This is a genomic window from Rhodococcus sp. P14 (assembly GCF_000256505.1).
In the GTDB taxonomy this organism is placed as follows: domain Bacteria; phylum Actinomycetota; class Actinomycetes; order Mycobacteriales; family Mycobacteriaceae; genus Rhodococcus; species Rhodococcus ruber.
The window spans coordinates 1-4757 of sequence record NZ_AJFC01000034.1; the positions used below are offsets into that span (position 1 = coordinate 1).

The 4757-nt window shown below is 71.2% G+C and carries 5 protein-coding genes; 2 read left to right on the top strand and 3 right to left on the bottom strand.

Going from position 1 to position 4757, the window contains the following annotated elements:
• Both OEY_RS0102550 and OEY_RS0102555 read right to left on the bottom strand, forming a co-directional pair.
• A partial coding sequence (locus OEY_RS0102550) for an ABC transporter permease (RefSeq protein WP_010592381.1) occupies window positions 1-1615 on the bottom strand: 1615 nt, incomplete at its 3' end.
• A gap of 13 nt (window positions 1616-1628) precedes the next feature.
• Entirely contained in the window at window positions 1629-2387 is a 759-nt protein-coding gene (locus OEY_RS0102555) for an ABC transporter ATP-binding protein (RefSeq protein WP_026138003.1), read from the bottom strand.
• 127 nt (window positions 2388-2514) lie between these two features.
• Between OEY_RS0102555 and OEY_RS0102560 the strand changes: the two genes are divergently transcribed.
• Together OEY_RS0102560 and OEY_RS0102565 are read left to right on the top strand one after the other, a co-directional pair.
• Window positions 2515-3285 (top strand): deoxyribonuclease IV, encoded by a 771-nt coding sequence (locus OEY_RS0102560; protein ID WP_010592383.1) that lies wholly within the window; start codon window positions 2515-2517, stop codon window positions 3283-3285.
• Between the two features lie 47 nt (window positions 3286-3332).
• Window positions 3333-3932: an AMIN-like domain-containing (lipo)protein gene (locus OEY_RS0102565; protein WP_010592384.1), complete on the top strand. Its 600-nt coding sequence runs from the start codon at window positions 3333-3335 to the stop codon at window positions 3930-3932.
• A 9-nt stretch (window positions 3933-3941) separates the two neighbouring features.
• Here the strand turns inward: OEY_RS0102565 and OEY_RS0102570 are convergent, their stop codons facing one another.
• A complete protein-coding gene (locus OEY_RS0102570; protein WP_010592385.1) occupies window positions 3942-4403 on the bottom strand; it encodes a PPOX class F420-dependent oxidoreductase in 462 nt (153 codons plus the stop codon).
• Window positions 4404-4757: the final 354 nt, after the last annotated feature.

The following is a 4757-nucleotide window of genomic DNA, read 5'->3' on the forward strand; positions in this document are numbered from 1 at the left end:
CGGGCACCCCGATCATCTGCGGTCCGGTGAGCATGAAGTCGGACTTGACGCCGGTGTCGACGAGCGAGTTGACGCTCGCCTTGGCGGACGCGCCGAACACCCCGATCACGGACACCAGCATCAGGCCCAGGGTCAGGGCGAACGCGGTGGCGGCGGTGCGGCGGGGATTGCGCACCGCGTTGGTGCGCGCGAGCCGGCCCACCGCTCCGAACGGGCGGGCGACGACCGCGCCGAGCCCCGCCACGAACGGCCGCGACAGCGCAGGCGCCGCGAGCAGGACCGCGATGATCAGGGCGAACGCCCCGATGCCGACGGTGGAGGCCGCGCCCCCGCCGGTGCCCTGGGCGCCGACGACGACGACGGCGGCACCGACCACGGCGGCGACGGCCCCGACGACGGTGCGCATCCGCAGCGACTCGACGGTCGCGGTGGACTCCTCCCGCATGGCCGCGACCGGCGCAACCTTGCTCGCGCGACGGGCCGGGGCGTAGGCGCTGACGACGGTGACGACGATGCCGATGAGCAGGGCCACGAGCACGGTCCGCGGTGCGAGCTGCAGGGGACCCGAGGGCAGGCCGACGTCGAACGCGTTGAGCGCGGCGCGCAGCCCGTAGGCCAGGGCCACGCCGCCGACGATGCCGAGGGCGCTGCCCACGACCCCGACGACCAGCGCCTCGAGGGTCACCGACCGGCCCACCTGGCTGCGGCTCGCCCCGATCGCCCGGAGCAGGGCGAGCTCCCGCAGGCGTTGCGCGACGATCATCGAGAAGGTGTTGTAGATGATGAAGGTGCCCACCAGCAGCGCGATCGCGCCGAACGCGAGCAGGAAGTAGTTCAGGAAGCTCAGGGCCTCCTCGATCTCGGTCTTGATCTCCTCGCTCACCTCGGCGCCGGTCTGGACCTTCTGGTCGGGCACGGCGGCGGCGATCCGGTCCCGCAGCTCGTCGGCGGGCACCCCGTCCCCGGCGACGTCGATGTACTGCACGTGGGTGCCGTCGGTGAACAGGGCACGGGCCTGGTTCTCGGTGAACATCGCCCCGACGTAACCGCCGGTGTCGGTCTCGACGTCGTAGATGCCGCTGACCGTGACCGGAACGATCCCGGCCGACGCGGCGAGGATCTTTGTCGGGTCACCGACGGACAGACCGGCGCGTTCGGCGGCGCTCGAGTTGAGCGCGATCTGGCCGTCCGCGGCGGGCGGCCGGCCGGCGACGAACTCGGTGGGATCACCGAGCTGCTGGTCGGGCGGCAGATAGGCGGTCCCCTCGCTGGGGGCACCGCCGGTCTGGATGGCCGCCCCCTCGGAGTCGAGGACGATGACCGGCCCCTCGAACGCCGGCACCACGGTTCGCACACCGGGGACCGCGGAGACGACCGCGACGTCGGAGTCGGGGACGCCGCTCGAGCCCTGCTGTTCGCTGCTGACGCGGACGTCGACGCCCTTGGCGGCGTCGGCGAAGAGGTCGTCGAACGTGCGCTGCAGCGTGTCGGTGAAGACGAAGGAGCCGGTGACGAACGCCGTGCCGAGCACCACGGACAGAACGGTCAGCAGCAGCCGCACCTTGTGGGCGGCGAGGTTGCGCAGGGCAACCCTGCGGATGGGATTCGCGCTCATGGTCGGCTCGCCCCTACTTCGCCGTGGGCACGACGACGGCGTCGAACTGCTTCATCCGGTCGAGGACCGACTCGGCGGTCGGGTCGCGCATCTCGTCGACGATGCGCCCGTCCGCGAGGAACACCACGCGGTCCGCGTAGCTGGCCGCCCGGGGGTCGTGCGTGACGATCACGACGGTCTGCCCGAACTCGTCGACCGCGGCCCGCAGGATCGACATCACCTCACCCGAGGAGCGGGAGTCGAGGTTACCGGTGGGCTCGTCACCGAAGATGATGTCGGGCCGGCCGGCGAGCGCGCGAGCGCACGCCACCCGCTGCTGCTGACCGCCGGACAGCTCCCCCGGCCGGTGATCGAGCCGGTCGCCGAGCCCGAGACGGGTCACGACGGTGTCCAGCCATTCCCGGTCGACCTTGCGACCGGCGATGTCGACGGGCAGCGTGATGTTCTCGAGGGCAGTGAGCGTGGGCACCAGGTTGAACGCCTGGAAGACGAAGCCGATGCGGTCGCGGCGCAACTGGGTCATCTGCTTGTCGGACAGGTCGGTCAGATCGGTGTCCCCGAGGACCACCGCACCGGACGTGGCGGTGTCGAGGCCGGCGAGGCAGTGCATCAGCGTCGACTTCCCCGAACCCGAGGGGCCCATGATGGCGGTGAACTCCCCCGCCGCGAACTCCGCGTTCACCCCGTCGAGGGCGTGGACAGCGGTCTCACCGGTTCCGTAGATCTTGATCAGGTCGATAGCGCGCGCGGCGGTGGCGGTGTGGGCTGGCATGTCCACCATCTTCCTGACTTTTCCGACGAGGCACCATCGGGGACGTCCCGGATTCCTCGGGGCCGGATCTCGGGGTGACGCGCGGCGGGGTGCTGTGGCGGCGCCGCCGGGCGCTACCGTCGAGATCATGCGGATAGGAGCACACGTCCAGCAGGACGACGATCCGATCGGCTGCGGCGAACGATACGGCGCAGACCTGGTGCAACTGTTCCTCGGCGAGCCCCAGGGGTGGACGAAGCCGGGCACGCATCCCCGGCAGGAGCAGATCCGTGCGTCGGATGTCGCGGTGGTGGTGCACGCCCCCTACGTGATCAACGTCGCCAGCACGAACAACCGGTTGCGGATGCCGTCGCGCAAGGCCGTGGCCGAGCACGCGGAGGCGGCCGCCCGGATCGGCGCCTTCGGCCTGGTGGTGCACGGCGGCCACGTCCGGTCCGGGGAGGAGATCGCGGCGGGGGTGGAGAACTGGCGCAAGTTGTTCGAGCGGCAGGAGGACAAGGGCGGGTTCGCGGTACCCGTCCTGATCGAGAACACCGCGGGCGGCGACTTCGCGATGGCGCGGCACGTGGATGCCATCGCCCGGTTGTGGGACGCCGTCGGCGACTACGACGTCGGCTTCTGCCTCGACACCTGCCACGCCTGGGCGGGCGGCGAGGACCTCGTCGACGTCGTGGAACGGGTCCGGGTCGCGACCGGCCGGATCGACCTGGTCCACCTGAACAATTCCCGCGACGGCTTCGGTTCCGGCCGGGACCGCCACGCCGGCATCACCTCCGGCACGATCGATCCCGACCTGTTGGTGGCCGTGTGCCGGGCGGCGGACGCCCCGGTCGTCCTCGAAACCCCGGCGGAGGGAATTGCCGAGGACATCGCCTACCTGCGCGAACTCCTGGAGTGAGGCCCGCTTCCCGGAAACCGCTCCGTCACAGCCGTAACATCTTCCCCATGAAGCACGCCCGGATCGCCGTCGTCGCCCTCGCCCTGGTCCTCGCGGGCTGCTCGGACGCCGACAGCCCTGCGCCGTCCGCGTCGGCGAGCACCGCCACCTCGTCCGTCCCGTCCGGGTCCTCGTCGGGGTCGACGGACTCGTCGCGTGAGGAGCCCGCCCCCACCGACGCGGCGGACAAGACGTCACCCGCCTCGGCGGACGCGAAGCTGACCGTCACCGAGATCCGCACCGGCCGGCACGAGAACTTCGACCGGGTCGTGTACGAGATGGGCGGGACCGGCACCCCGGGATGGCGCGTCGGCTACGTCGACCGGGCTGTGCAGGACGGCAGCGGCAACGACGTGACCGTCGCGGGCGGCGCGATCCTGCAGGTGCTCATCGACGGGTCCGCGTACCCGTTCGACAGCGGTGTCGAGCCCTACTCCGGCCCGAACCCGGTGCTCGCGCAGCCGGGCGGCTCGGTCGTCGAGGTCAACGGCTCCGGGGTGTTCGAGGGCGTGACCCAGTCGTTCATCGGCGTCGCCGAGCCGAACACCCCGTTCGACGTGTACACGCTGACGAACCCGACCCGGCTGGTCGTAGACGTCGCGCGCTGATCCCGCGGTTCAGACCCGGCCGGGCGGGAAGCCGCCCGTCGCCACGGGACCCCAGTCGTCGACGGTGATGCGGATCAGGGACTTGCCCTGCGTGCGCATGGCCTCCCGGTACTCGTCCCAGTCGGGGTGCTCCCCGGCGACGGCGCGGAAGTACTCGACCAGCGGCTCGACCGAATCCGGCAGGTGGATCACCTCGGCGGTGCCGTCGATCTGGACGTACGGGCCGTTCCAGTCGTCGGAGTGGATCATGATCGACACGGCCGGGCGGCGGCGGATGTTCACGACCTTGGCGCGTTCCGGGTAGGTCGCGATCACGATGCGGCCGGCGTCGTCGAGCCCGCACGTGACCGGGGACATCTGCAGCCGGCCGTCGGACCGGGTGGTGACCAGCGTGCCGCGGTGACGCGGGCGGACGAACTCGAGCAACCGGTCACGGTCCACGCGGTCTGCGGTTGCGATCTTCGGTGCCATGCTCCCGACCCTACGTCCGCGGCCGCGACGACGACGAGCCTTCCTGTCGGAGTGGCCGGGCAGAATTCCCCCGGCGGGACGCGACCGCGCCGACGGATCCGGTGGTGACGACACGGTCGCGTGGCCCCGCGCGACCTACCCTTGACCTCGAGTCCACTCGAGGTTCTACGGTCGGGCGACCGACTTCAGGAGGCTCCCCACATGAGCATGGAAGTGACCGCGTGGAACGCGATGTACAACGCGATGCACGCGCAGAGCGACCGGCGCCCGTTCTCGCGCGCCAGCCTGCGCCGGATCGCCGAGTTCGCCCGCCCCCACCGCCGCAACATCGGCATGTACCTGCTGCTGAGCGTC

What these genes read in the sequence shown, in the direction of transcription:
- OEY_RS0102555 (WP_026138003.1), bottom strand. Translation starts at nt 2,387, where the DNA reads ATGCCAGCCCACACCGCCACCGCCGCGCGCGCTATCGACCTGATCAAG.
- OEY_RS0102560 (WP_010592383.1), top strand. Translation starts at nt 2,515, where the DNA reads ATGCGGATAGGAGCACACGTCCAGCAGGACGACGATCCGATCGGCTGC.
- OEY_RS0102565 (WP_010592384.1), top strand. Translation starts at nt 3,333, where the DNA reads ATGAAGCACGCCCGGATCGCCGTCGTCGCCCTCGCCCTGGTCCTCGCG.
- OEY_RS0102570 (WP_010592385.1), bottom strand. Translation starts at nt 4,403, where the DNA reads ATGGCACCGAAGATCGCAACCGCAGACCGCGTGGACCGTGACCGGTTG.